At 61.8% G+C, this 24,555-nt stretch carries 23 protein-coding genes and 1 tRNA gene; 16 read left to right on the top strand and 8 right to left on the bottom strand.

Annotated features, from left to right (window positions below):
* Nucleotides 1–2: 2 nt before the first annotated feature.
* Nucleotides 3–350 carry a hypothetical protein gene (locus GWP04_01185; GenBank protein ID NIA24161.1) on the bottom strand — a complete coding sequence of 116 codons (348 nt, stop codon included), beginning with the start codon at nucleotides 348–350 and terminating at the stop codon, nucleotides 3–5.
* A gap of 444 nt (nucleotides 351–794) precedes the next feature.
* Between GWP04_01185 and nth the strand changes: the two genes are divergently transcribed.
* Nucleotides 795–1,442, top strand: coding sequence for an endonuclease III (nth, locus tag GWP04_01180; protein NIA24160.1), 648 nt, complete (start codon nucleotides 795–797; stop codon nucleotides 1,440–1,442).
* Between the two features lie 102 nt (nucleotides 1,443–1,544).
* Here the strand turns inward: nth and GWP04_01175 are convergent, their stop codons facing one another.
* Nucleotides 1,545–2,759 (bottom strand): MFS transporter, encoded by a 1,215-nt coding sequence (locus GWP04_01175; GenBank protein ID NIA24159.1) that lies wholly within the window; start codon nucleotides 2,757–2,759, stop codon nucleotides 1,545–1,547.
* The gene (locus GWP04_01170; protein ID NIA24158.1) at nucleotides 2,756–3,082 is read right to left on the bottom strand and encodes a tRNA-binding protein; all 327 of its coding nucleotides are present in this window, start codon (nucleotides 3,080–3,082) and stop codon (nucleotides 2,756–2,758) included. The genes GWP04_01175 and GWP04_01170 overlap by 4 nt, the downstream gene beginning before the upstream one ends.
* 454 nt (nucleotides 3,083–3,536) lie before the next feature.
* Between GWP04_01170 and GWP04_01165 the strand changes: the two genes are divergently transcribed.
* The 5 genes from GWP04_01165 to GWP04_01145 all read left to right on the top strand — a co-directional run bounded on the left by GWP04_01165 (nucleotide 3,537) and on the right by GWP04_01145 (nucleotide 8,184).
* A complete protein-coding gene (locus GWP04_01165; protein NIA24157.1) occupies nucleotides 3,537–4,289 on the top strand; it encodes a cytochrome c biogenesis protein CcdA in 753 nt (250 codons plus the stop codon).
* Nucleotides 4,290–4,336: 47 nt separating this feature from the next.
* Nucleotides 4,337–4,534, top strand: coding sequence for a hypothetical protein (locus tag GWP04_01160; GenBank protein NIA24156.1), 198 nt, complete (start codon nucleotides 4,337–4,339; stop codon nucleotides 4,532–4,534).
* Nucleotides 4,535–4,822: 288 nt separating this feature from the next.
* Nucleotides 4,823–5,497 (top strand): response regulator, encoded by a 675-nt coding sequence (locus GWP04_01155; protein ID NIA24155.1) that lies wholly within the window; start codon nucleotides 4,823–4,825, stop codon nucleotides 5,495–5,497.
* Between the two features lie 43 nt (nucleotides 5,498–5,540).
* On the top strand, nucleotides 5,541–6,974 hold the full coding sequence (locus tag GWP04_01150; protein NIA24154.1) for a HAMP domain-containing protein: 1,434 nt from the start codon (nucleotides 5,541–5,543) through the stop codon (nucleotides 6,972–6,974).
* Nucleotides 6,975–7,044: 70 nt separating this feature from the next.
* Entirely contained in the window at nucleotides 7,045–8,184 is a 1,140-nt protein-coding gene (locus GWP04_01145; protein NIA24153.1) for a DUF2029 domain-containing protein, read from the top strand.
* Between the two features lie 169 nt (nucleotides 8,185–8,353).
* Here the strand turns inward: GWP04_01145 and GWP04_01140 are convergent.
* A tRNA-Leu gene (locus tag GWP04_01140) sits at nucleotides 8,354–8,437 on the bottom strand.
* A 29-nt stretch (nucleotides 8,438–8,466) separates the two neighbouring features.
* On the opposite strand from GWP04_01140, the gene GWP04_01135 reads away from it, so the two are divergent.
* The 9 genes from GWP04_01135 to GWP04_01095 all read left to right on the top strand — a co-directional run bounded on the left by GWP04_01135 (nucleotide 8,467) and on the right by GWP04_01095 (nucleotide 20,976).
* Nucleotides 8,467–8,748, top strand: a complete 282-nt coding sequence (locus GWP04_01135; GenBank protein NIA24152.1) for a hypothetical protein — start codon at nucleotides 8,467–8,469, stop codon at nucleotides 8,746–8,748.
* Complete coding sequence (gene polA / locus GWP04_01130) at nucleotides 8,748–11,354, top strand: DNA polymerase I (GenBank protein ID NIA24151.1); 2,607 nt, start codon at nucleotides 8,748–8,750, stop codon at nucleotides 11,352–11,354. Before GWP04_01135 ends, polA begins: the two co-directional genes overlap by 1 nt.
* Nucleotides 11,355–11,450: 96 nt before the next feature.
* The gene (gene rpsA / locus GWP04_01125) at nucleotides 11,451–13,061 is read left to right on the top strand and encodes a 30S ribosomal protein S1 (protein NIA24150.1); all 1,611 of its coding nucleotides are present in this window, start codon (nucleotides 11,451–11,453) and stop codon (nucleotides 13,059–13,061) included.
* A 198-nt stretch (nucleotides 13,062–13,259) separates the two neighbouring features.
* On the top strand, nucleotides 13,260–14,129 hold the full coding sequence (gene cpaB, locus GWP04_01120) for a Flp pilus assembly protein CpaB (GenBank protein ID NIA24149.1): 870 nt from the start codon (nucleotides 13,260–13,262) through the stop codon (nucleotides 14,127–14,129).
* Nucleotides 14,116–15,321: an AAA family ATPase gene (locus GWP04_01115; protein NIA24148.1), complete on the top strand. Its 1,206-nt coding sequence runs from the start codon at nucleotides 14,116–14,118 to the stop codon at nucleotides 15,319–15,321. The genes cpaB and GWP04_01115 overlap by 14 nt, the downstream gene beginning before the upstream one ends.
* A gap of 59 nt (nucleotides 15,322–15,380) precedes the next feature.
* Nucleotides 15,381–16,751 carry a CpaF family protein gene (locus tag GWP04_01110; protein ID NIA24147.1) on the top strand — a complete coding sequence of 457 codons (1,371 nt, stop codon included), beginning with the start codon at nucleotides 15,381–15,383 and terminating at the stop codon, nucleotides 16,749–16,751.
* Nucleotides 16,748–18,688 carry a VWA domain-containing protein gene (locus GWP04_01105; GenBank protein ID NIA24146.1) on the top strand — a complete coding sequence of 647 codons (1,941 nt, stop codon included), beginning with the start codon at nucleotides 16,748–16,750 and terminating at the stop codon, nucleotides 18,686–18,688. The genes GWP04_01110 and GWP04_01105 overlap by 4 nt, the downstream gene beginning before the upstream one ends.
* On the top strand, nucleotides 18,689–19,606 hold the full coding sequence (locus tag GWP04_01100) for a type II secretion system F family protein (GenBank protein NIA24145.1): 918 nt from the start codon (nucleotides 18,689–18,691) through the stop codon (nucleotides 19,604–19,606).
* A gap of 8 nt (nucleotides 19,607–19,614) precedes the next feature.
* A complete protein-coding gene (locus GWP04_01095) occupies nucleotides 19,615–20,976 on the top strand; it encodes a hypothetical protein (protein NIA24144.1) in 1,362 nt (453 codons plus the stop codon).
* Nucleotides 20,977–21,026: 50 nt separating this feature from the next.
* Here the strand turns inward: GWP04_01095 and GWP04_01090 are convergent, their stop codons facing one another.
* The 4 genes from GWP04_01090 to GWP04_01075 form a co-directional block, all read right to left on the bottom strand.
* Nucleotides 21,027–21,179: a hypothetical protein gene (locus GWP04_01090; GenBank protein NIA24143.1), complete on the bottom strand. Its 153-nt coding sequence runs from the start codon at nucleotides 21,177–21,179 to the stop codon at nucleotides 21,027–21,029.
* Between the two features lie 154 nt (nucleotides 21,180–21,333).
* A complete protein-coding gene (locus GWP04_01085) occupies nucleotides 21,334–21,522 on the bottom strand; it encodes a Flp family type IVb pilin (protein NIA24142.1) in 189 nt (62 codons plus the stop codon).
* Nucleotides 21,523–21,607: 85 nt separating this feature from the next.
* On the bottom strand, nucleotides 21,608–22,240 hold the full coding sequence (locus tag GWP04_01080; protein NIA24141.1) for a response regulator: 633 nt from the start codon (nucleotides 22,238–22,240) through the stop codon (nucleotides 21,608–21,610).
* The gene (locus GWP04_01075) at nucleotides 22,237–23,739 is read right to left on the bottom strand and encodes a hypothetical protein (protein NIA24140.1); all 1,503 of its coding nucleotides are present in this window, start codon (nucleotides 23,737–23,739) and stop codon (nucleotides 22,237–22,239) included. The genes GWP04_01080 and GWP04_01075 overlap by 4 nt, the downstream gene beginning before the upstream one ends.
* A 24-nt stretch (nucleotides 23,740–23,763) precedes the next feature.
* On the opposite strand from GWP04_01075, the gene GWP04_01070 reads away from it, so the two are divergent.
* The gene (locus GWP04_01070; GenBank protein ID NIA24139.1) at nucleotides 23,764–24,339 is read left to right on the top strand and encodes a dephospho-CoA kinase; all 576 of its coding nucleotides are present in this window, start codon (nucleotides 23,764–23,766) and stop codon (nucleotides 24,337–24,339) included.
* Nucleotides 24,340–24,555 lie beyond the last annotated feature (216 nt).

Below are 24,555 nucleotides of genomic sequence, written 5' to 3'. Positions count from 1 at the left end.
AGTCAGTCCGCGACTACAGCGCCCGGGAAGGATGCGGTTCCAACGAGAGAGAGGATGACGTGCTTGCGGAAGAGCAGGGCGCGTCCGTCGGAAGAGCAGTGCTCGACGACGAGTTTCCTGGCGCAGTTGAGCGGCAGCCGCATTTGCCAGGCGGTGTCCATCGCACGTGGAATCCCATTGGCTTGTGCCGTGAAGTTCATCTCGGGCGCGCAGGGGAATGGTTGCTCGGCGATCGTCTCGCCGATGCCGCGGATGATCTCGGTGTCGACTCGATGATTGAGAAACGTGCCCACGATCGACGAATCGGCGGGCACGCGTCCCTGGTCTCGCATGGTGTCTCGAAGCTGCATGGCGGCGATGGTAGCGAGGCCTTGGAGCCCGCCGAGTAATGCATGGCACACACCTCGACGACTGTGCATCGCCGCTCGTGGCGGTCTCCGCCTCGACGCACCCCGGAGGGTGCGCCTTCGTTGTGCGGCCTTGCGAGCGACGCTCACAGCCGCCGATCTAGGCACCGGCATCACTCGGCAGACTCCTGGAGCCCGCCGAGTAATGCATGGCACACACCTCGACGGTGCCGAGGAACTCGGTCAGGAAGCCGGCGGCCGGCTTCCTCTTCTTCGGTGTTCGGCAGGAGCCGCCATGCTCGCCCTATGGTCTTGAGGCCGGGTAGGTCGCGAGAGGAAGTACGAAGTACGAGATACGAAATACGTGAACACGCTAGTGACACTCGCAGCCGCCGATCTACGAACCGGCATCAACCGTCGAGCTTGGCTGTCCCGCTCCCGGCTACGATGCCGGACGTGATCGACAGCGAACGTCCCCTCGAGATTCTCGATCGACTCGAACGGAGATATCCGAAGATACGAATCGCCCTCGCGTATCAGGATCCCTGGCAGCTACTCGTGGCGACGGTCCTGTCGGCACAAACCACCGACGCAAATGTGAACCAGGTGGTTCCGGAGCTCTTCCGCGCCTTTCCCACTCCCGAGGATCTGGCTGCCGCAGACCCGGAGGAAGTCGAACGGATCGTGTTCAGGACGGGTTTCTACAGGCAGAAGACCAAGGCGATCATCGGGCTGTCCCAGGCGCTCGCCGAGCGCTTCGGTGGCAAGGTGCCCGACGATCTCGACAGACTCGTCGAACTGCCCGGCGTCGGTCGCAAGACCGCCAGTGTCGTTCTGGCCGAGGCGTTCGGTCGTCCTGCGATCGCCGTGGACACGCACGTCAGACGCGTGTCCAACCGGCTCGGCTTCACGACGCACAAGGATCCGAACAAGATCGAGCAGGATCTCAAGAAACTGTTTCCAGAATCGGCTTGGCGAGGGCTCTCGTTGCGACTGATTCAGTTCGGACGCGACGTGTGTACGGCGAGGAAGCCTCACTGCGACGAATGTGAACTGGCCGATCTGTGTCCGTTCCCGGAGAAAAGCTCCGAGTAGCCGGCTCCCAACTCGAGCCCGAAGTTTTCTCGTCAATGCTGGCGTCGCTATTCGACGCTGCCATTGACAGGAAAGGGGTTGCTGGTCGGGAGTCCGAGCCTGCTATCCCACTTCCAGGATTCGGCCTCGCGTCTCGGGGACTGCGAGTACCAGGCCGGCTGCGACGAGCATGCATGCTCCGAGGGCGGTGATCGTCGTCGAGAGCCCGAACCAGCCGATGAGGTACTTGCCGACGGTCAGTCCCGAGACGGCACCCAGCACACCCGCGACGTTTAGCCACATGACTGCCGTTGCCCGCATCCGGGTCGGAAACAGCTCATTGCGCAACGCTCCGAGCGACGGCACCGTCGCAAACGCTCCGAAACCGGAGATCGCGGCCGCGGCCGCCAGAGCTGCCGGTTCGGTGAGGCGGAACATGCCGACGCCGCCGGCGCCCGCCAGCAAGAGCGCTCCCAACAGCACGGGTTTGCGACCCCAGAGATCCGAGAATCTTCCTCCGACGAGGAATCCGAGACCGCCCAAGGTTCCTCCGGCGAGGAGCACACCAACGGCGATCGGTGTGCTGAGGCCGATGTCGTTGATGAAACGCTCCATGGCAAAGGTCGCGGCCGGAGCGGAGAAAGTCGCCGAGAGGAATGACAGCGCGGCAACGATCCAGAACGGTCGTTTCGCCGTGTCCAGCAGCGGAGCCCAAAGGGCTGTCGGCTCCCTCGGCGCCACGAAAAGGGGGCTTTCGCGGAGGCGGAGAGCGACAAAAGGATAGAACGCAAAACCGAGCGCGCTCGCACCGTACAGAAACCTCCATGATTCGGGACCGAGATCACTGATCGGGACAAGAACGAGTGCAACGCCCGCGCCGAAGCTGACCGCGCCCCCAAAGATCGAGATGCCGTACGCTCGAATGGCGGGGGCGAGCGATTCAGCCAGCATCACGAGGGCAACGGCACCCACCGCCGATCCGGTCATACGCACCACGGTCTGCAAGATCGTGAAGGTGGCGGCATTCGGTGCGAGCGCCGTCGCGACGTTGGCCGCCAGCATGACGGCAAAAGCGCCGAGCAGGACGCCGCGTCTCCCTCTTCGATCTCCAAGCAACGAAAGCAGGACCGCTATGACGGCACCCAGCCGGACGATCCCGAGCAGCTGGCTCATCTCGGCAGCCGTGATCTCGAGTGAGCGTCGAACGAATGGCAGGGTGTTCGCGGCCTGAGCGAGGGCGTGACCCTGAAAGAACCCGAGGATCGAGGTCAGGACGACAATTCGGATGTCGGAGCGGGTTGGCGCGACGGGAGGTTGTACGAAGCGGGGCAGTTTCATGCCACGCCGGTACCGTCAGCGACGTCCTGATCGGGCCTCAGAAGAACCACTCCTTCCGGGCTCATGGCTCCGAGGACGAGTACGTCGGAGCGGAACCCACCGACATGCATCGGTTCGAGTCCGGTGACGGCGATGATCTGGCGGCCAACCAGGTCGTCGGGCGTGTAGCGATCTGTCAGCTTCGCGGAGGACTGCAAGATGCCGAGCTGACCGAACTCGATCCACATACGGTAGGAAGGATTGCGTGCCGTTCTGTTGGGCTCTGCCCGCACAACGGTCCCGATGCGGACCTGGAGCGCTTCCCAGTGTTGGTAGGTGGCCATGGCCGAACAGCGTAGCGAGGAGCCAGTTGAGTGGTACCGCCGTGTGAATCGTTCAGGCTCGTTTCAGGAACGTATTTCGCACTTCGTATTTCGTATCGCGACCTCACGTCGATACAAGACCGCGGGGCGGGCATGACTCCTTCCCGTGCCACGTCGAGAACAAGGACACCGCGAATGGCGATGTTCGTCGAGATGCGTGCCATGCATCACTCGACCCAGGAATGTACTTTGTATTTCGCATCGCAACCTCAGATCGACCCGAGATCGTGGGGCAGTCGTAGAGCCTCCTGCTGAGAGCCGGTGGCCGGCTTCCTCTGCCAACTTCTCGGCACCGTCCGGACACGTACCGTGCATTGGTCGCCAGCCTTCGACCTGCCGGCGTCCGGTGTTGCCCCACGAATCCGACCGATTCACGATGCCTCATGCCGGGAGATCTCAACTAACCTGCCCGTCCATGGCCGACGTTGGCATCATCACCGCATTCGTGTTCGGCATCGTCTCGTTCCTTTCCCCCTGCGTGCTGCCGCTGCTGCCCGGATATCTCAGTCTGATGTCCGGATATTCGGTGGGAGACTTGCAGGAAGGGACTGCTTCGTCGGCAAGGATGTTCCGGGTCACGCTCACGTTCGTGATCGGTTTCACGATCATCTTTGTGATGCTCGGCGCGGCGGCAACCTCGGTAGGGCGTTTCTTCCTTCAGCACCAGCGCGTCGCGCTGCAGGCCGCGGGGTGGGTCGTGATCGCGTTCGGTCTGCTCATCGTCGTGTCGGCGTATTCGAAGTCGCGCTACCTTGCTTTTCTGACGAGAGAACGGCGCATCGAGGTCAAGCCGTCGAAGCTCGGTGGATGGGCGCCGTTCGTCATGGGCCTTGCGTTCGGATTCGCGTGGACACCATGTATCGGTCCGGTGCTTGCAGCAATCTTGACAGCCGCTGCCGTTCAGGAGACGGTTGGTCAGGGGATGATCCTGCTACTCGCGTACGGACTCGGCTTGGGCGTCCCATTCATCTTGTCAGGAGTGGGTTTGTCGAAGGCCTTCAGGACGGCGGGGTTCCTGAAGCGGTATATGCGTCCGATCAACGTGGTGTCCGGGGTCCTCCTTGCCGCCTTCGGCGCGGTCATGGTCACAGGGAAGTTGGCCATCCTCTCCGGATGGGTGCAGGTGATCTTCTCCAAGCTTGGTCTGGAGTGGCTCGCAACGATTTGAGGTTCGGAGGTGTTGCGGCGTGCACCTGGCGTTGTGAGAACGCGTAGGTGTCATCACCGATCCGCAGGAAGACGCACGGTCCTGTTGCCATATCGTTTCTGCAAGGCTTCATGACCCAAGAGGTCGAAGAAGCCCTGCTGGCGCAGACCATGCACGAGGCCGCCACCTCGCTGGAGGACGCGGTCCGAATCGAGAATGCCGGACGTGTGAAGCGGCTGCTGTACGACCGTCGATCGAAAATGTGATTCCACCCGAAGGTGCTCGACGGGTCCCAGGCGGCAAACAGGTTGCGTGTTCACATTGGTGGGGGAGTCGCTGGAGCGCCCGGCGCCGATCTGCTGCATGCGGGTGTGCGTCGAAGTGGAGCCGGGGACGGCCGTCGAGGTGAGATGGGAACGCGATGGCGCCGGTGCTGTCGCGCGTGAACTGACGACGGTCGCCTTTACACAACGCTGACATTTCCTCAACGGTTTGCTCGCATTTGCCGATGATCCTTTCCGATGAGGCGCCCGCCGACAATCATGGAGGGTTGAATGGACCGCGGCCGTATCCTGCTGATCGAAGATGAAGAAACGATCGCCGACATGCTGCGCGTGTTCTTCGAGCGTGAGGGGTACCACCTCGTCCATGCGGCCACCGGCGAGATCGGATTACAGCGTCTGGAGGAGCGGCCGGCGCGCGCCGTGCTCCTGGACCTCAATCTCCCCGGAATCGACGGCGTCGAGGTGTGCCGCCGCATCCGAGCAACCTCGGACATCCCGGTGATCATGCTCACCGCCAGGGACACGGAGATCGACAAGGTCGTCGGTCTCGAGATTGGAGCAGACGACTACGTCACCAAGCCGTTCTCGCCTCGCGAGCTGCTGGCACGGGTCAAAGCAGTTCTTCGGCGATCAGAAGAACCGCCGGTAGCCACCAAGATGCTGTCGGTCGCCGGGTTCGAGATCGATGCCGGACGCAGGGAAGTGCGGGATGCAGATGGGAACGTGATTCGACCTACAGCGAGAGAGTTCGACCTGCTCTGGTATCTGGCCGAGCACTCCGGCCTGGTGCTTTCCCGGGGCCAGATACTCGAAGCGGTCTGGGGGTACGAGTACTTCGGAGAGACGCGAACGGTCGACGTGCACATCCGTCAACTGCGCAAGAAGCTCGAAGGGATCCCCATCGAAACGGTGTGGGGCGTCGGCTACCGGTTGGAGGCGTCGTGACTGCCGCCTCCCTTCGGCCATCGACGCAGCGGGTGGCGTACAGATGAGAAGGAGACTGTTCTGGAGCATGCTCGGGATTGCCACGCTGGCGCTCGTGCTGGTCGGAGTCTTCGGGGCGATCCTCGGTCAGGTGGCCGTCTCACAGGAGACCGTTCGCCAGATGTCGCGGGAAGCGGCAGCGATCGAGCGTCTGATCGGCAATCAGCTCCTCGAGGAGACCGGTAACCGGATTACCCTCCAGCGTCTTTCGGCAGTCCTGCGCAATGGCGAAGTCCCTGAGGGCTCGACGCTTGGCAGGCGGCTGCGAACGCTTCTGGCAACGGCAGAGCAGATCACCGGCGGGCGGCTGGTCGACCTCGGGTGGATCGACGTTCAGGGTCGTCTGCATCTTCTCCTGAATCCGACGATCGGTGAAGCGTTGCGCTTCAACACCGCGACGTTGGAGAACGGAAGCGACAGTGTCGTTCGAAGGCGGATTCCCGGTGAGGGGGACGCGGTGCTGGCGGTCGCTCACCCAATGGACTCCACACGGCTTGTCATTGTCGTGTTCCAGCGCGCGGCGCTGATCAATGGAAAGAGCTTCTTTCGTGTGATGCTGATTGCGTTCGGTCTTGCCGTGCTCCTTTCAGCGATTGCAGCCCGTCTGCTCGCCAGGCGGTTGAGCAAACGCGGTGCGAAACTGGCAGAGGCTGCTCGGGACCTCGCCGATGGGGATTTCTCGGCCAGGGTCGATCTGCCGGGTGATGATGAAGTCGCCGATATCGCCCGAGCGTTCAACGAAATGGCCGACCGTCTCGAGGCAACCCAATCGGGAGAGCGCGAGTTTCTGATGAGTGTGGGTCACGACCTGCGTACGCCGCTCACCACGATCGGTGGCTACGCGGAAGCACTCGAAGAGGGTGGCATGGATGAGGCATCCATCAGCCGTATCGGTGGGGTTCTTTCCAGCGAGACCGGTCGGCTTCGCCGACTCATCGACGATCTGATGATGCTCGCACGCCTCGACGCGAAGGAGTTCACGTTGCGCCCGGAGTCTGTGGACGTGGCTGCCCACCTCCGAGGGATCGCCGAGACGTTCCAACAACGTGCGGCAGACGCCGGTTTGCGCCTCTTGATCGACGTGGAGGAGACCGGTTCGTTCGAGATCGACCCCGATCGACTCGCACAGATTTCCGGGAATCTCATCGAGAATGCGCTGCGGTACACACCAGAGGCGGGAACCGTGACGTTCCGGGTCACCAATAGGGAGCACAGTGTCATCCTGGAGGTCATCGATTCCGGCCCTGGCATCGAGGCCGAGGACCTCCCTCGCGTGTTCGACCGTTTCTTCGTGGCGCATCGGTATCGGAGAGTCCGCCCGGAGGGCTCCGGTCTCGGGTTGTCGATCGTTCAGCGCCTGGTGGAGGCGATGCATGGAACGGTCACTGTCTCTTCGAGCGACACCGGGACGACGTTCCGAGTGGAACTACCGAAGTGAGACTTCAGTCGTCGCCGGCGAGTCATGAGAGGGCGCGCTGCCGGTTGATGGTCGATCGAAGGATCCCATTGTGAGCGACGTGCCCTCCAAGTGGGCCACAGCCGTGGCGTTGGTGATCACAGTGCTGGCAGTCGTGGGATTTGCCGTTTTCGCGACGACCCAACTCCCTGACGCAGCCCACGGCGCTCCCGACTTTCCCAACTACTACTTCGGAGGCGAACGCTTCTTGTCGGGCGAACCGGTGTACGGACCGATCGGCGAGAACGTACGGGTGCTCTTTGACGTGGACGGCTACGACGCGTATCCGGCGGACCCGCCCTTGACGGTCGTGCTCCTCGCTCCGCTCTCCCTGTTGCCCTACACGACGGCGTGGTGGCTGTTCGCCGCGTTGTCTGTGGTGCTGCTCGCTGGAGTGGGCTACGCGACCGCCAAGGAAGCTGGCTGGTCGCGGACCATCGCGGTTGCCGTGGGGGCCGCGATGCTGATCACCTCGGCCGGAAGGTTCCTTCTCCTTCGGAATCATATGGAAGCGATCCTCTTGTTGCTTCTCTTCCTCGGGTGGCGGGGCGTGCGGCGGGGTCGTGATATCGAAGGTGGCGTCTGGTGGGGGTTGGCAGTGGCGCTGAAGCTCTTCCCTGCCCTTCTGATCGTCGGGCTGCTTGCCATGCGCCGCACGAAGGCTGCGATGTCCGCAGTGATCACCGCTGTTGTTGCTTCCGGCCTTGGTGTGGCGATCCTGGGCTGGGACGACACCGTTGCCTTCATCAGTGATGTGCTCCCCGCTTCGAAGCAGTGGTACGGGGCACACGGAAACTACTCGCTGCTGTCCTTCGGAACGGCTGTGGTCGCCGAACCGTTCGGATGGGTCCTGGCGGCCCTGGGCGCCGTTGGACTCATCTGGTGGTATTGGCGCAGAGCGGAGACCGTCGATCAGGTGTGGGTGGGCGGCGTCGCTGCGGCATTGCTGATCAGTCCGCTGTCCTGGCTCAATTATCTGGTCCTCGTGTTGCCGTGTGTGGTCTTGATCGCGCAGCATCTCGATGTGCGAACGGTCCATGGACGATGGACACTTCTGGGCCTCACCGTTGCGCTCGGATTCTGGGCGCCGATCGTTCTGAGCGGACGAGTGCCATCCGTCCTGTTGTCGTTCGTCCCGGTGTACGGCCTGCTGGCCCTATTCGTTCTGGGCATGCGTCGGGCCGAAACCTGACGGCGGGCGCCCGTCGGTGAGAGAACGGTCCCGGCCGGGGAGTGGGGGGATTCGGCAAGAGGACCAGTTCAGGGTGCGGACACCCGCCGTCGAGATCAAGGTACCGCGCTGCGGGTTTTATCGGATCGTCACGACTTCCAACCGGCGTTGGCGGACGGCTCGAACCTCGTACCGGGAGTGGGATTCGAACCCACACGTCCTTATCGGACAACGGATTTTGAGTCCGCCGCGTCTACCGTTCCGCCATCCCGGCTTGCCGCGCACAGTATGGTACGTGCGGGCATGACACGACGTATCGAGCGCAAGATCTTTCGCATCAACGACGAGATCGAACGCCTTCTCCGAGATGAGAGACTCGTCTTCGACGAACTCGAATATCACAGGCACATCGCAGACGACGCTCGGCGGGATGCCGCAGTCGGCGACGCGGATGATCGCGCGTTCGTAAGAGAGACTGAAGGGGACGTGCCGCGATTCGAACGTGCACTTTACGAGCTGCAACGCAAACGCAGCGACCTGGAGGAGGAGCGGACGAAGCTCCTGAGCCGGCTCGAGGACTTGTGATGGGGACACTTGCGCTTCTCGACGGTCACAGCCTGGCGTACCGGGCCTTCTACGCGCTTCCAGAAGATCTGACCACGTCGTCCGGCCTGCCGACCAACTCGGTGTATGGGTTCACCTCGATGCTCCTCAAGCTGCTTTCCGATCACCATCCGGACGCGGTCGCCGTCGCCTGGGACACACCGGTGCCGACCTTTCGCAAGGAGGCCTACGAGCCGTACAAGGCGCAACGCGCCAAGGCCCCCGATACGTTTCGCCGCCAGCTACCTCTCATCAGGGAGGTAGTCGACAGCCTCGGGTTTCCTCAGGTCGAGGCCGATGGATTCGAGGCAGACGACGTCATCGCGACGATCGCCGCTCGGGCCGAGGAAGCGGATTGGCGCGTCCTCGTGGTCACGGGAGATCGCGACGCGTTCCAGCTGATCGATGATCGCGTGACCGTTCTCTACACACGCCGCGGCATCAGCGAGATCGTGATGGCAGATGCTGCATGGGTGGAAGCTCGCTACGGGATTCCCCCTTCCTCCTACGTCGACTATGCGGCGCTTCGCGGGGACCCTTCGGACAACCTGCCGGGCGTGCCCGGAGTGGGGGAGAAGACGGCCGCTCGGTTGATCAGAGCTCACGGGAATCTCGAGACCGTCTATGAGCATCTTGCAGAGCTGACGCCAAAGCTCCGGGAGAATCTCGCAGCACACCGGGACCAGGTATTCCTCAATCGGCGCCTGATGCGTTTGCGGCGCGAAGTACCGATCAGTTTCGACCTTGAGGATCTCGCCGATCGTGTGTGGGACAAGGACCGGGCGCAGCGGCTGTTCGAAAGTCTCGAGTTCAAGGTGCTCTGGGAACGCCTTGCCGGGTTGCATGAAGACAAGCCTGCGCCCGAGATCCTGGATGTCGACACTCGGTCCACGATCGACCCCGAAGAGATATCCCAGGTGATTGCCGCGTCCCCCCTGGTGCTCGAACCGGTGTGGGAGGCAGATGCGCTCGCCGGGGTGGCAGTGGCAGAAGGCGCAGATGGGGCCGTGTTTATTCCCGTTGAGCGCTTGGAAGCGATGGCCGCCGCGCTGCATGATCCGGACCATCCGAAGATTCTGCACAACGCCAAACCGTTCATCAGGGCCCTACTCGAACGCGGAGTCGTCTTCGAAGGCCTTTCATTCGACTGTGCGCTTGCCGCATACCTGATCAGCCCTGCGTCGAGAAGCTACTCGCTTGCACACATCGCCGAAACGGTTCTCGGAGTTGAACTCGAATCGCCTGATGCAGCGAAGCAAGGCACCCTGGATTTCGGTGGGGGGCCCGACATCGAAGCCGCAGGCCGGCGGGTCATCGCCGTTGCGAGGGTGGCTGAGGCACTCGGCCCGCAGCTCGAGGCCCGACGAGAGCGAGAACTCCTCGAGGTGTTTGAGCTTCCGCTCGTTGGTGTACTCGCTCGGATGGAAGCGGCCGGTATCGGGGTGGATCGGACGTACCTGGAGCAGCTCGGTGCCGACCTGAGGACGGACCTGGCACGCCTCGAGAGCGATATCTACGACGCCGCCGGCACTGTGTTCAATATCAACTCGGCCGGACAGCTTCGCGAAGTGCTGTTCGACAAGTTGGGTCTCCCGGTGTTGAAGAAGACACCGAAAGGTGCACCGTCGACCGACCAGTCGGTCCTCAAGAAGCTCGCGGACGCGCATCCGGTTGTCGCGTTTCTGCTCCGCTATCGGGAACTGGAGAAGCTGCGGTCCACCTATGTGGACGGGTATCTGCCGTTGATCGAAGAGGATGGACGCATTCACACCCGGTTCAATCAGATGGGCGCAGCGACCGGCCGCCTGTCGTCTGATCGGCCCAACCTCCAGAACATCCCGGTGCGTTCGGAGACCGGCCGCATGATCCGGCGTGCATTCGTTCCCGAACAGGGCTGGAAGTTCATCGTTGCGGACTATTCACAGATCGAACTTCGTGTCCTGGCCCATCTCAGCGGGGATCCCGGGCTCGTCGAGGCGTTCGAAGGTGAGAGCGCCGACATTCACACTGCTACGGCAGCCCGTGTGTTCGGCGTTGACCCTTCCAGCGTCACAAGTGAGATGCGACGGCGTGCCAAGGCCATCAACTTCGGTCTGCTCTACGGTATGGAGGCCTACGGGCTTGCCGAGCGTCTCGAGATCACCCGTGAAGAGGCGGCAGAGCACATCGACACCTACTTCGCGCAGTTCCCGCAGGTGAAGGCCTACCTCGCTTCGGTCGTATCGGAAGCGAGGAACCGGGGCTACACGGAGACCATGTTCGGGCGCCGCCGGTATCTTCCCGAACTTTCGAGCGATAACTATCGCATTCGGCAGATGGGGGAGAGGATGGCGTTGAACGCACCGGTGCAGGGTTCGGCGGCCGACATCATCAAGAAAGCGATGATCGATCTCGACGCGGCACTCGGACCAACGCAGACTCGCCTCTTGCTGCAGATCCATGACGAACTCGTGGTCGAAGCCCCGCCAGACGAATGGGAACGCGCTTCGACCGTCCTTCGGCGCACCATGGAGGACGTCGCGCAGCTGCGGATTCCGTTGAAAGTCGAACTCGCGTCCGGGTTCAACCTGGCGGAATGCAAGATGTGACCCGTCGGGACCTGATACGAGACCGAATTCCGTGCTAACCTACTGCCGCCTCCGGGAGTCCCCGGGGAGCCTTTCCATGAGGAGTACACAGCACACATGACCAACGAGCACGAGTCCGCGTTCGCGCAGGACCCGACCATCACCGAGGCCGCCGCCACACCAGTGGCGGAGGAGACCGTATCCGAACCGATCGACCCCCCCACCGAGATCGTCGAGACGCCCTCCGATCCTGAAGAGGCAGCCGTCGAAGAACCGGCAACCGAGGCGGATGCCGAACCTGCGACCGTCGAGACGACGGAAACACCGGCGGAGGGGGGAGCCGAGGCATCTGAGCCCGTCGAGGCTCCAGCGGATACGGAAAGCTCGGCAGCCGAGCCCGTTGAGACTCCGGTTGAGGTGCCGGTCAAGGCAGAGCCGGAGAGACTTGTGATTCCTGCGGAGCGCCCTGCCATCGTCGCCAAGGACGTCAGCGATCTCCCCGACGATCTGGACTTCGGGGCAGCCATCGAAGCGACGGTGCTCGAGTTCGACGAGGGTGACATCGTGGAAGGCACCGTCGCGAGTATCGATCAAGACGGCGTGCTCGTGGATGTGGGATACAAGTCCGAAGGACTGATCCCGCTGCGCGAGCTCTCGATTCGCCGAGGCATCGATCCCAACGAGATCGTGTCTATCGGTGATCGGATCGAATCGCTCGTCCTCGACAAGGAGGACGACGAAGGACGCCTGATCCTGTCGAAGAAGCGTGCACAGTATGAGCGCGCATGGGGCAAGATCCAGCGGATCTTCGCCGAAGGTGGGATCGTCGCCGGGCCGGTCATCGAAGTCGTCAAGGGGGGACTCATCGTCGACATCGGGCTTCGTGGATTCCTGCCCGCCTCGCTGGTCGAACTGCGCCGGGTGCGCGATCTCCAGCCGTACATCGGCCAGGAGATCGAGGCCAAGGTGATCGAACTGGACCGCAACCGGAACAATGTGGTCTTGTCCCGCCGTGCCTTCCTCGAAGAGCAGCAGGCCGAAGAGCGCCAGGCGTTCCTCGACGATCTCGCGGTCGGGGAGACATGCACCGGCGTCGTCTCGTCGGTTGTCAACTTCGGAGCGTTCGTCGACTTGGGCGGTATGGACGGCCTCGTTCACGTCTCGGAGCTGTCCTATCAGCACGTCAATCATCCTTCCGAAGTAGTCAAGGTCGGTGACGAGGTGACGGTCAAGGTGCTGGAGGTAGACCTCGGTCGAGAGCGCATCTCGCTCTCGATGAAGCAGACACAAGATGACCCCTGGGAGAAGTTCTCCGGAGAGCACGAGGTGGGCGACGTCGTAGATGGCGTCGTTACCAAGACCGTCCCCTTCGGTGCCTTTGTCTCCGTCGGCGAGGGTGTCGAAGGTCTCGTGCACGTCTCTGAGATCGCCATGCATCGTGTTGAGTCGCCTGAACTCGAACTGTCGATCGGCAAGGCGGTGTCGGTAAAGGTCACCGAGATGGACACCGAACGACGTCGGGTCAGCCTGTCGATCAAACAGGCTCTGCCTGAGTGGAAGGAACGCAAGGAAGAACCGCGACCGGAACGCAGTAGGCCGACACCGAGGGTCCGCGAGTTCGAGCGTGAGCGACCCGAGCAACGGGAGCGTGAGCGCACGTTCGATGTCGACGCGTCGCTCGAGGCGATCCTCCAGGAGCTCAAGGAGCGGGGGATCGGCAGGCGCTGACTGGCCAGATGACTGGACAACCAACTCTTGACACCAGGCCAGACTGTGCCAATCTTGTGGCGCTGGTTGGGAGGGCACGGCAAAGCCGTGCAAACCATGGGCAAGGCGGTAGCCTCCTAGACGGTGCGCGCCGGAATGGGAATCGCATCGTGGTGTCCGGCGCTTCCGTCGAGCCGGGGAAGGACCGAAGGAGAGTCGATGGGTAGACGTACCTTGGTGTTGATCGTGGCCTTGCTGCTCGCTGCTGTTGCCGCGTTTGCGCTGTGGCAATTCATGAGCAACGTCCAGAAGGAAGCCGAGGCGAAGCTCGAGTACCGGACGGTCTACCGTTCGATCGATCTGATCGCCGAAGGAACCGAGGGTTCGTTGGTGCTGTCGCAAGAGCGTGCCGTCCAGGATCGAGAAGAGACGCAGTTCATGCCCGACAACGCCATCGGTTCCGACGAGGAGCTGAGGCAGGTGTTGACAGGGCGGGTCGCGGCCGGCCCCATCTCCGGTCACCAGATCCTCACCACCGACCAGTGGGTTGCTTTGACGGCGGAGATCAAGCCGCTCGCCGAGCGGATTCCGGAAGGCAGACAGGCCATCACGATATCCGTGGACTCGGTTCGTGGCCTCAACGGCTTCATCGAACCGGGTGACCGTATCAATGTGATCGTGACACTCCAGTCGGCCATTTCAGACTTCGTGCAGCAGAGCGCCGACTCTGGTATCCCCCTCACTTCTGAAGAACTGGCAGCCATCGAGGAGCAGGTGAACGCCGGTTTGATAACGCGCTTCGTCATGCAGGGAGTGCCAGTGCTCGCCGTCGGGAATGAAATCCGACCCGAGAAGGATATCGACAAGAACGTGACGGTCACGACCGTCGCCGGCGAGGGCGAGCAAGCGGCTGACCAAGCCCGGGGTTTGCTGACGCTGGAAGTCACGCCCGAAGAGGCCGAGCGACTCGTGTTCACGTTTGAGAATGGCAGTGTCTGGCTGACGTTGGTCCCCGCGGACTTCGTACCGGTCCCGACCGAAGGTGTCACCAGGGAAACGTTGTTCGAGGAGCCAAGTGTCGGACGGTAAGCGGTCGTTTGACGGAACGGGAATCCTCGTTGTCGACGGCGATGAGGGTTTCCTCACCGATGCCAAGCGCCTGTTCGAGGGTGGTGTGGGGACTGTTGGCTCGATAGCGGATGCTCAGCGGGCGGTCGCCGACAGCAACATCGATCTCGTTGTGCTCGGACCGACCTTCGCGACCGAAGTTGGCATTAGGGATGCGAGCTTCCTCGTCGAGGAGGACGCAGGCCTGGCCGTGGTCGTGGTGGCCGGTACGGTAACCGCGACAGTGTTGAGGGCGGCAATGCGCGCCGGCTTTGTGGACGTGATCGAAGCTCCTCTCGACGCAGTGAAGATGGCCGAAGCGATGGGAGAGGCCGAGCGCCTCGGGCGGCGCCGTCAATCCGGGGTCCTGGCGGCCGAACCCTTCGGCGGGCCGCGCAGAGAAGCCCACGTTATCACGGTGATGTCGGCGAAAGGTGGGAGCGGCAAGACCGTCACGGCGACCAACCTGACCATGCTCCTGGCAAAGACCCATGACCCTTCGCGAGTCTGCATCGTTGACGCGGATCTCCAGTTCGGCGACGTCTGCCTTGTTCTACAACTCGAACCGAAACTGACCATCGTGAATGCCTCGCACGAATTGGAACATTTGGACGAGTCGCTGCTCGAATCGATTCTCACCGTGCACCCGTCTGGCCTGAGGGTGCTGGCAGCGCCGCTCGAACCGGCGTTCGCCGACGAGGTCTCGACCGCCGCGATGACCGAGATCATCGCCCGTCTCCGTCCGATGTTCGACTACATCGTCATCGACACGGCATCGCTGCTCGACGAGTTGCTGCTGTCGCTGCTCGAACGTTCCGATCAGGTGCTTTTCGTCGTTGACATGGATCTCCCTAGTGTCAAGAATGCCAAACTCGCCCTCGAGACGCTCCGTCTCCTCAAGTTCCCGTCCGCGAAGATCCAACTCGTGCTCAACAGGAGCAACGCTCGGGCGCGACTGGATGAGAAGGAGATCGAGAAATCGCTGAAGCTGAAGATCTCTGCGGCGATCCCTTCGGATGGGATGGTTCCAGCTTCGGTCAACGAAGGTAGGCCCGTAGTGGAGTCCGCTCCCCGTTCGAAGGTTGCCAAGGGTTTCGAAACGGTACTTAGGCTGGTGACAGGACCTGAAAAGACTGGTTCAGGTCGTTCCGGAAAGCGCCGATGGATGTCCTAGAGAACTGATAGATTTGGCGGCGGACCCCGGAGACGCCGGTAAAGGGGAAAGCGAGCATCATGGCATCACTGTCCGAACGAGTCGCAGCGGCGAAGATCTCAGATGTGGGATACGACGCCAAGCGCGAGTCGATGTTCCGCGAACTGCGAGGCCGCTTGCACTTCAAGGTCGTCGAGGAATTGGGGCCCACGCTCTACGACCGGCAGATGAGCGACGCCGAACTGAGGCTCCGTGTCACCGAGATGCTCGAATGGGCCTTCGGTCAGGAAGACAGCGTCGGGCTTTCCCGCGCCGAGAAGACCCAGCTACTCAACGAGATCACGAACGATGTCCTTGGGTACGGTCCGATCGACCCGTTGTTGAACGACCCGGAGGTCACCGAGATCATGGTGAACGGCCCATTCCAGGTGTTCACCGAACGTCACGGCAAGCTCGAAAAGACCGACGTTCGCTTCGTCGACGAGGTTCACCTGCGGCGGATCATCGACAAGATCGTCGGTGACGTCGGGCGCCGGATCGACGAGGCTACTCCGCTGGTCGACGCAAGGCTGCCCGATGGTTCCCGCGTCAACGCAGTTATCCACCCTCTGGCGATCGGTGGGCCTTTTCTGACGATCCGGAAGTTCGCCGTCGACCCGTACACGGAAGCGGACCTCATCAACTTTGGAACGATGACCGAACGTGTCGCTCGTTTCATCGAGGCGTGCGTCAAGGGGCGTCTCAACATCATCATCAGTGGCGGTACCGGTTCCGGGAAGACGACAACGCTCAACGTATTGTCCGGGTACCTGCCGATGAACGAACGCATCGTCACCATCGAAGATGCAGCAGAACTTCAACTCCGTCAGGAACACGTGCTCAGTCTCGAGTCCCGTCCGGCAAACCTCGAAGGCAAGGGCCAGATCGTGATTCGCGACCTGGTGCGCAACTGTCTGCGTATGCGTCCGGATCGTATCGTTGTCGGTGAGGCCCGCGGAGGAGAGGCCCTTGACATGCTCCAGGCCATGAACACGGGCCATGACGGGTCGCTGACGACCATCCACTCCAACTCTCCGAGAGACACCCTGTCCCGTATCGAAACCATGGTGCTGATGGCCGGCTTCGACCTTCCCGTGCGAGCCATCCGGGAACAGGTTGCTTCGGCGGTCAACTTGATCGTGCACCAGGCACGTCTCAGAGACGGAACCCGGCGCATCACCCACATCACCGAGGTGGAAGGCATGGAGGGTGACATCATCACCCTCCAGGATCTGTTTCTGTTCGACTTCGGGATGGGCGTCGACGAGAAAGGACGCTACCTGGGACGTCTCAAAGCGACAGGCATTCGACCGTCGTTCTCCGGGCACCTGCAGGACATGGGTATCAAACTGCCGAGCGACTTGTTCGATCCCGAACCGTTCTCCCGGCGAGAAGGCCAGCACGGCAGGTGAGACTACGAGTTGCGCTCCCAAGTCTCCTTGCCTTCGTTCTGTTGTTCGGGGGAGGGATGGCCGCGGTCGCTCAGACCGGCGGCTCGACAATCGAGATTTCGGACGTCACGATCACCAGGTACCCGCGAGTCCAGGCCGTTGTCGAGCTTCGGAATCTTCAGACACAACTGAACCCGGCCCAACTGTCGGTCACCGAGAACGGAGTACCGGTCCAAGACCTCGAGGTCGAAATGATCGGCGAGTCCGTAGTCCCCGTGGGGATCGTCCTCGCGATCGACGGATCCGGGTCGATGCAAGGCGAGCCGATCGACGCCGCCAAGCAGGCGGCGTTGTCGTTCATCGAGCAGAAGCGGGACCAGGACTTCATCGCGCTGCTCGTGTTTGCAGACGACGTGCAGGTGCTCTCAGGGTTTACCAGTTCCAAGACGGCGCTGACCGGCAGGGTGCAGTCGATCCAGGCCGGGGGAGAAACCGCCTTTTACGACGCCGTGGTGCGTGGGGCGTCGCTGTTCACCGGTGATGCCGCTCGGCTGGAGCCGAACATGATCGTGTTGACCGACGGCGCCGACACTGTCAGCGTTGCCACTCTCGACGACGCGATCGCCGCGACCGAATCGGTTCGTGTGTTCGGTGTTGCTCTCGAGTCACCTGAGTTCAATCCGACGGACATCCAGGCCATCGCCGATTCCTCAGGCGGCTTGTTTCTCTCGACGCCAGATCCAGCCGCACTGACGAGCCTCTACGATCAGATCAAGCGCGAACTCGACAACAAAGTCGTCGTCCGATTCACGGCAACGCAGGATCAGGCGGGTCCGCTGGCCATCGGTGTCGCCTATCAGGGGATCACCGCGTCGACCAGTGTGGATGTGCCGGGCTTCATCAAGCACATTCCGACAACCACGACGACGGTCTCGGTCGCTTTCACCCAGCCGCCACCGTACTCACCTTCAGGCGAGTCGCCTCTTCCCCTCTCAACGCTCGCGTGGATCGGTCCGGGCGCGGTCGGACTCGGACTTGTCCTCTTCATCTTCATCCTTGCCGGACCTCGAGAGGAGGACAGCGCCTCGGCGTTGCGTAACCGGCTGCGCTCCTACGGCGCGTCCGAGGGAGGTGAGGAACGCAAGAAGGGAGTCCTCGGACGGATCTTCGGTGTGTTCTCACGAAGCGCGGAAGAGGCAGTACGCCGACGGGGTCTTCTCAGCGGCGTGAACGCCGCTCTGGAACAGGCGAATGTCCCGCTGCGCGGAGGTGAGGCAATCGCAGCAGCGTTGGGTTTGAGTCTGCTGGTTGGCGCAATTGTCGGCGCCTATAGCCGGAGTGTGACCTGGGGTGGCGGTGCCTTCCTCTTCGCGATCGTGATCGTCATGGCGCTGATCCAGTTTGGTGGCGGGCGCGAGAAGCGGATCTTCGAGAATCAACTGCCCGACACACTGATCCTGCTCTCAACATCGCTTCGAGCCGGGTATTCGCTGCTGCAAGCCGTCGAGGCCGTGGCGAGTGAAGCTCAGGAACCGACTTCGCGTGAATTCGGCAGAGCAATGGCCGAGTCGAGACTCGGTCTTGGAGTGGTGGACAGCATGCGGGGGATCGCGGAACGGATGCAGTCGGAGGACTTCGGCTGGGCAGTCATGGCGATCGAAATCCAGCGCGAAGTAGGTGGCAATCTCGCTGAGGTGCTTCAGACGGTGGCGGATACGATGCGACAGCGCAACCGGCTTCGAGGAGAGATCAAGGCACTGACCGCTGAAGGAAGGATCTCTGCAATTGTGTTGGGAGCTCTGCCATTCGTCCTGTTTGCATTTCTGTTTGCCACGAACCGGGACTACCTGAATCCACTTCTGACGAGAGTCCCGGGCATCATTGCGATCGTGGTAGGCATGGTCCTCATGGGGATCGGTGTGTACTGGCTGAAGAAGATCGTGGACATCGAGGTATAGATGGACTGGAAACTCTTCTCGGTTGTTTCGGTGTTCGTGGCCATCTCCGGCCTGATCACTTGGGTCGGCTTCGGGATCATCAAGGCCCGCAAGGCAGCGACCGAGCGGCTTGCCGCGTATGGGTCCGCGGAATTCATGCGAGAGGAGACACTCAAGAAGTCACTCGCAGAGCGTGTGGCAGCCCCCATCTTCATGAAGCTCGGCAAGTGGTTTGCTCGGTTCACTCCCGTAGGCTGGATGGAGAAGACACAGCATCGTATCGTGCTCGCAGGTAGCCCGGGCAATCTGGATGCCAACGCGTGGGCGGTTGTCAAGGTCATCTCCGTGACAGTCGCTGCCATGGTGTTCTTCCTGGTGAGACCGGGGATGGATGCCCAAACGGCGCTGGTTGCGTTCATCCTCCTCGGAATCCTCGGCTTTTTCGGTCCGGATGTCCGGCTTACCCGCAGGATCGACGAGCGACGCAAGGCCATGCAGAAGACCCTCCCCGACGTGCTTGACCTGCTGGTGATCAGTGTCGAAGCCGGTCTTGGTTTCGATTCGGCTCTTGCAAGGGTTGTCGGGACAGTCCCCGGTCCTCTTTCCGAAGAGTTCTTCCGCATGTTGCAGGAGACGCGTGTCGGTGTGAGTCGCAGGGACGCGATGCGACACCTGTCGGACCGTACCGACGTCGATGAACTGCGGTCGTTCCTTCTGGCCATGATGCAGGCCGAAGCGTTCGGTGTCTCTATCGCCCAAGTACTCCGCGTGCAGGCCGACGAGATGCGGGTCAAGCGTCGTCAGCGTGCGCAAGAGAAGGCATTCGCCGCTCCCGTGAAGCTGGTATTTCCACTCGTGTTCTGTATCTTCCCGGCGCTATTCATCGTGCTGCTCGGGCCTGCGGCGATCTCGATCTACGAGACGTTCACCGGACTGTAATGGCCTCGGTGCCGGTCCCCTGGTGGAGACGACTGACTCCCGGACACCTCATCCTGCTCATCCCTTGGGTCGGTCTCGTCATTGGAGCGACCTCGCCGATTCGAGACAATTCCTTCCTGTGGCATGTTCGCGCCGGGACCCTGCAACTCGATCTGGGACATGTGCTGCGGACCGACCCGTTTTCGTTCACCTTGCAGGGTGCTCCCTGGAGGACACAGTCATGGCTGCTCGAACTCGGCTACGGGTTGCTGGAACGCTGGACGAACGGGCTGGGCTGGGTCCCGGTGATGCTGGTTGTCGTGGGCACGCTGACGTTCCTCTTGATCGGATTGTCAGTGCATCGCCGCGCAGGGAATCTCCTCGTTACGGGCATCGTGATGGTGTTGTTCACGTGGCTGGGGCTGGCGTTCCAGGTTCCAAGGCCGGTCCTCATGTCGTTTCTGTTTCTGGCCTTGCTGGTGGTGATGGTGGATCATGGCATCACGTGGGCGGTGCCGCTGGTTCTCTGGGTGTGGGCTTCCGTGCATGGTTCCTGGGTACTTGGCATCGGGTACCTGGGGCTGGAGGCGTTTGCGTCGCGCCGATCACTAAAACCAGTCATGAGAACGTTGATCGCCTCATTGATCACGGTGAGCGTTACGGCCCATGGGGTGGGGGTGTGGGAGATTCTGTTGGCGTTCGTTCGAAATCGCGACGCGCTTCGGCTCATTACGGAATGGGCGGTACCGGACATTCTTTCCGTACCGTATCTTCCCTATGCCCTGGCGATCGCTGCCTTGTTGGTGGCCACGGCGAAAGGAGCGGTCGAGACCAGGAGACTCTGGCTCATTGTGCCGTTCCTTCTCTTCGGCCTGACATCAGGGAGGAGCTTGTTTCCTGCGGCAATCGTTCTCGCACCGTGGATAGTGTGGATGCCATCGGCACGAACGGATCTTGCCCGTCCTCTGCCTCGTCGGCCGGAGGCTGTCGTGAACGCTCTGATCGCGGTCGTCATTCTGATGGCACCGTTGGCAGTATGTGCCGGCGTGCGGTGGAGGATCGATTCGGCCGCATTCCCGATCCATGCGGCGCGCTATCTCACCGAGGGTCGAGTGTGGAGCGACGACACAACCGGCGGATTCCTGATCTATGCGTACTGGCCGGAGCGGGAAGTCTTCATCGATGACCGGGCCGAGTTGTACGGAGCCGAATTCATGAGAGAGTTCGTGCATGCCAACAACGGAGATCCCGTGTGGAGGAACGTGTTCGAACGGCATGGAATTGACCAGGCATTGGTGCGTCGCGACTCAGGGATTGCCCGTGCACTTGACGATGCCCGGTGGAACGTCCGTTATGAAGATTCCACATGGGCACTCTGGGTGAGGTCCTGAAGGGCGCGCAAGCTGGTCGGTCAAAACCGGGTGGGGGACGAGGAGCGGGTCTAGGAGAGCGAACTGGCGATATCGCTCCACATCTGTGAGTTCTGTGCCCCCGTGTATTTCACGGCGATCAGTGCGACTATGGCGACGAGGAGGACGAGGAGTCCCCACTCTACGAGCCCGGCACCTAGGTCTTCTTGGGGGTTCCAGCGCATGGTTCGCTCCATCGTCGAATTGACGTACTGCGACGGTATCACGGAGAGTGATGCCGCTCCATGGGTCGGGAGGCCCAAAAGCGCCCGACCCGTGTGGGTCCGAGATGCAAAAGGGCGGGTCGCAAGGGACCCGCCCGTAAGCCTGGGAGTCTGTCTAGGCGTTTCCGAGTCCGCTTCCGATGTCGCTGAAGGTCTTGGAGACCTGCGACCCTGCAAACTTGACGGCGACCAGGGCGACGATAGCGATCAGCACTACCAGGAGCGCGTATTCGACCATGCTCGCTCCCCGATCGTTCTTGAATGTGGTCCAGTGGTGTTGGGATGCGATCCACAGTGTCAACATAGGTATTCCCTCCTAGAGGCTGCTGGCAGAGGAACGATAGCACACAGGGTGGTGAAAGCTCCATGGGTCGGTGGACCTATTCGAGTTAGCGTCGAGGAGCGATACCGAGGCGGATGGCTTCGACCGCGGCCTGGGCACGATCGCTGACATCGAGCTTTTCGAAGATCGAAGCGAGGTGGTTCTTCACTGTTTTCTTCGAGATAAACAGGCGATCTGCAAGCTCTTCGGTTGCTGTGACGCCTCGGCCGAGAAGGGCAAGAACCTCACGCTCGCGGCTGGTCAGCAGCATGGCTCCCGGATCGAGCACTGGTTTGTCGAATGGCTCCAAAATGTCACGCAGAGTGGTGACATGGGCGAAGCGGTGACCTGCCGCCACGGCTCTGATCGCCGCGGCGAGTTGCGGCAAGGGTGTGGACTTCGACAGGAAAGCTGCCGCTCCCGCCGCAACGGCGCGTGCGCGATGTTGGGCGTCGGCGTGCATGGTGACGACGATCGCGGGTACTCGCGAACCGAGGGCGGCCAGAACCTGGATTCCATCGAGGATCGGCATTTCCAGGTCGACGATGGCGACATCGGCGGGTTGTTGGTCGAGCACGGCCATCAGCTGGGCGCCGTCGTATGCGACTCCGACCGCGTTGATGTCAGGGAGGCCTCCAAGAGCTTCGGCGAGTCCATCTGCAAAGAGTCGATGGTCATCTGCAATGGCGACGTTGATCATTCAGGGCCCCACGCGATCGTGACAGTCGTGCCCCGATTGTTGGTCAAGATGCTCAGGGAGGCTCCTATCCGCTCTGCTCGTTCTTCCATTCCGACGAGACCGAATCTCTCATTCGGCACCTCGTCGCGATCGAATCCGGTTCCATCGTCGAACACGGTAATGCGGCCTTCGTCGAAATCGGAGATGCCATGGACGATGATCGCAGTGGCGCCTGAATGAGCGATGGCGTTTCGAAGCGCTTCGACGACGATGGCGGCGATGTCCGGTGCGAGTGATGGTCGTGGCGGCCTGCGTTCTTCGAGCCGTATGTCGATCGCCGGAGAGTTCTCGGGTAGATCTCCGGCGATACGCCGGACGACCTCACCGATGCTTGGCTGGGGGCTCATGCGGAGGTCCGCCACCGTTGACCGGACATCCTCGACAAGGCCGGTCACCGACGAACGCAGTGCCTGCAAGTGCTGGGCAAGGTCGGGATCTGCCGGGTGTCGAAGGAGGGCGAGATCCACGGCGAGTCCGAGCGAAGCGAGGGACGGTCCGATCTCGTCATGCAAGTCTCTGGCCAGGCGCTGGCGTTCCTCGCGAACCGCCCGCTGAGCGATGTCTTGGAGGAGCAGGACGTTCCCGAAGGCGAGTGCGACGGGTTGCAGGAGATCGTGGACGACTGTCCGCTCGTCTTCTGTCAGTTCGTCTTGCGATGTGATCGCTGCGAACCCGACGCTATGTTCACCGACCGAGAGAGGGATTACTGTGCGAGTCGACCCGGGTGGTTCGTTGCCTGCACGGGCTACGACGACAGGTCCGTCGTTCCCGGCGAGGGCAATGAGCCCTCCCTCCATGGAAATGGAGTCCGCGAGTTCCTCGAGGGCAGAGTTTCCAACCGTGACGGGGTTGAGCTCCCTGCTATCGGCTTCCTCTACGAAACGTGCGAGGAGGGAGTTCGCACGGGTCAGCCTCTCGACGCGAGCTGTCGCTTCGGCCGAGGCTTTGGTGAGCTGCAGTTCCCGTGTTCTCGATTCCATGAGGACGCGTCTCGCCTGAGCGGAAGTAATTGCGACGAGGAGGATGAGGGCGACCCATTCGAGGACAGTCGAGATGTCGAAGGAGTCGGTAGCGAAGGTGACGATCGTCAGTGCGGCGATGCCGAGTGTGGAGGCTGCAAGTCCCGGCCTCAGTCCGCCAAGGGTCGCGGCGACGAGGACGGGAATCAATGAGAGGAGGAGATACGGGCTCGTGCCACCTCCGGTGAGAGCCGAAGCAGTCATGGTCAACAGGATGCCGACGGTCGTCACGAGGTCTTGTAGCCACTGCCGTGACAGAAACGATATCGGGATCGTCTGTAGGCCGACGACGTACGCACCCCCGAGCACTGCGGCCACGAGCACCGGTGTGGTTGCTCCCTGGTCGAAGAATGAGAGGAATACACCGAGCGCAAGGGTCAGCCATGAGAGAAGGGTGAATACCCGTCGAAGCCTGAGTTCACGTCGATCCGGACTGAGCACGCCTTCAGGCTACAGTCGACTTCGATGGATCGGAAGCAAGTGTTACTGGCTGGAGGGATCGGATCCGGCAAGAGCGAGGTCGGAAGGCTGCTTCAAGCACGTGGTTGCTGCATCATCGACGCAGATCAGGTTGGACACGAGGTGCTCGAACCTGGAGGTGAAGTGTTCGATCATGTGGCTGCGGCCTTCCCGGACACACTCGTCGACGGTACGATCGATCGAAGTCTGCTCGCCGGCGAAGTGTTCGCCGATCCGATCAAACTGCTGCAGCTCGAGTCGTTGACTCACCCCGCCATTCGTGCCCGGATTCGCCGGAGCGTCGAGGAATGCGGTAGTCGTGTCGTCGTCGTTGAAGTGCCGTTGATCTCCGATTTCCTGGGCGATGGCTGGATACGGGTGGTGGTCGATGCACCGACGGAACGCAGGCTGCATCGACTCCAAGTACGGGGCATGGACGCAGAGGATGCGCGCCGGAGAATGGACGCACAGCCATCGCGTCGACAGTGGAGGGAGGCTGCCGATTTCCTCGTCGACAACAGTGGTGATCTCGAAGACCTCGAACGTGAGGTCGAACGCCTGTGGGCCTGGCTCAGCGACTAGTACCTTGGCCAGTAACGTTCGGGGTGTCGATACCGAGGCAGGGGCGTCGCGTCGACACGGATCGACCCGTCCTTTTCGTTCGAGTCGAGTTGTCGGGTCGATCCGATATCGATCGCAAGACCCGCACAACGAAGGCGCACCTGCAGGTGCGTTGAGGCGGAGAACGCAGCGAGCGGCGTTCCTGGCCGGCAGAACACCGCAAAGGTTGCCGGTCGA

Source organism: Gammaproteobacteria bacterium (genome assembly GCA_011682695.1).
In the GTDB taxonomy this organism is placed as follows: Bacteria; Actinomycetota; Acidimicrobiia; order Spongiisociales; family UBA4744; genus BMS3Bbin01.
The sequence above is the reverse complement of the archived record's forward strand: the minus strand, read 5'-3'. Positions and strand labels throughout refer to the sequence as shown.